1 protein-coding gene is annotated in these 746 nt (G+C 60.2%); it reads left to right on the forward strand.

The features are described from left to right. Window positions 1–746 (forward strand): hypothetical protein (locus tag GSQ89_RS12120; RefSeq protein WP_216856129.1); only part of this gene is annotated, 746 nt, incomplete at both ends.

The following is a 746-nucleotide window of genomic DNA, read 5'->3' on the forward strand; positions in this document are numbered from 1 at the left end:
CGGCGAGATCGACATCACCGGCACGCTGATCAACACCGGCGCGACGCTGGACGTCGGCCCCGGCAGCGCGCTTGGTACCGTGACGCTGAGCGGCACGGTCGTCGGCGGCGTCATCCACGATGCCGGCAGCGGGTTGGTATTCAGCAACTTGGTATACAGCAACGGTGGCACGCTGGAGGGCGTGACGTATGAGGGCACGCTCGATCTGAGCGCCATCTACTCTGATCTGCATATTGGCGATGGCATCACTCTGACCGGGACGAACGGCACCGGCCAGGGCACGATCAATCTGACTGGATATGATTCGGCGCTTTATATTGACAACACGACCACGCTCAACAACGCAACGATCTACTTCGGCGAAAACAGTTATGGTGGCACCTCCTCGATTTCCGTGAATGACCCCAGCGCCACCGGGAACCAGTTGACGCTGGGAAGCAACCTCACGCTCTCGCAGGTAGGGGCCTATGCCAGCCTGAATGGCGACAACAGTCCTGGAGATGGTATCGTCAACGATGGCACCATCGACGCGAGCGTCAACGGTGGCCAGTTCACCGTCTCCGGCAACTTCAGCAACGCCGGCAGCATCGCCGTATCCGACGGCGACAGCTTTATCATAAACAACACGACATTCACCAACACCGGCACACTGACGGAGACCGGTGGCTCCACGGTCACGCTGAACACAGACTGGACCAATGCGGGCCACATCAGCGAGACGGATTCCACGCTGAACCTCGGGGGCA

The sequence above is a fragment of the Acidisphaera sp. S103 genome (genome assembly GCF_009765975.1).
Taxonomy (GTDB): Bacteria; Pseudomonadota; Alphaproteobacteria; order Acetobacterales; family Acetobacteraceae; genus Rhodopila.